The sequence below is a fragment of the Bacillus sp. SIMBA_008 genome, assembly GCF_046535495.1.
In the GTDB taxonomy this organism is placed as follows: domain Bacteria; phylum Bacillota; class Bacilli; order Bacillales; family Bacillaceae; genus Bacillus; species Bacillus subtilis.
Genome location: NZ_JAWRWL010000381.1, coordinates 1 through 276 on the forward strand (window position 1 = coordinate 1; position 276 = coordinate 276).

1 protein-coding gene is annotated in these 276 nt (G+C 37.7%); it reads left to right on the plus strand.

Features of this window, described 5'->3' with window-relative positions; all coding sequences use genetic code 11:
* The coding region (locus SB658_RS23690) for a sodium:solute symporter family transporter (RefSeq protein WP_410602752.1) at window positions 1–276 on the plus strand (276 nt) is incomplete at both ends.

Here is a 276-nt window from a genome sequence, read left to right on the forward strand (position 1 = left end):
TGGTTTGATTAGCGGGGCTTACTTGAATTATCTATTTTTAGCTCCTCGCTTACGATCGTATACTGAGGTTGCTGATGATGCGATCACCATTCCAGACTTTTTTGACAAACGATTTAGAGATTCTTCTACTTTATTAAAAGCTGTCTCGGCTGTCATTATTATGATTTTCTTTACACTGTACACCTCATCAGGTATGGTATCTGGCGGTCGTTTATTCGAATCTGCGTTTGGTGCCAATTATATGTTTGGTTTAATTTTAACCTCTAGTATCGTGAT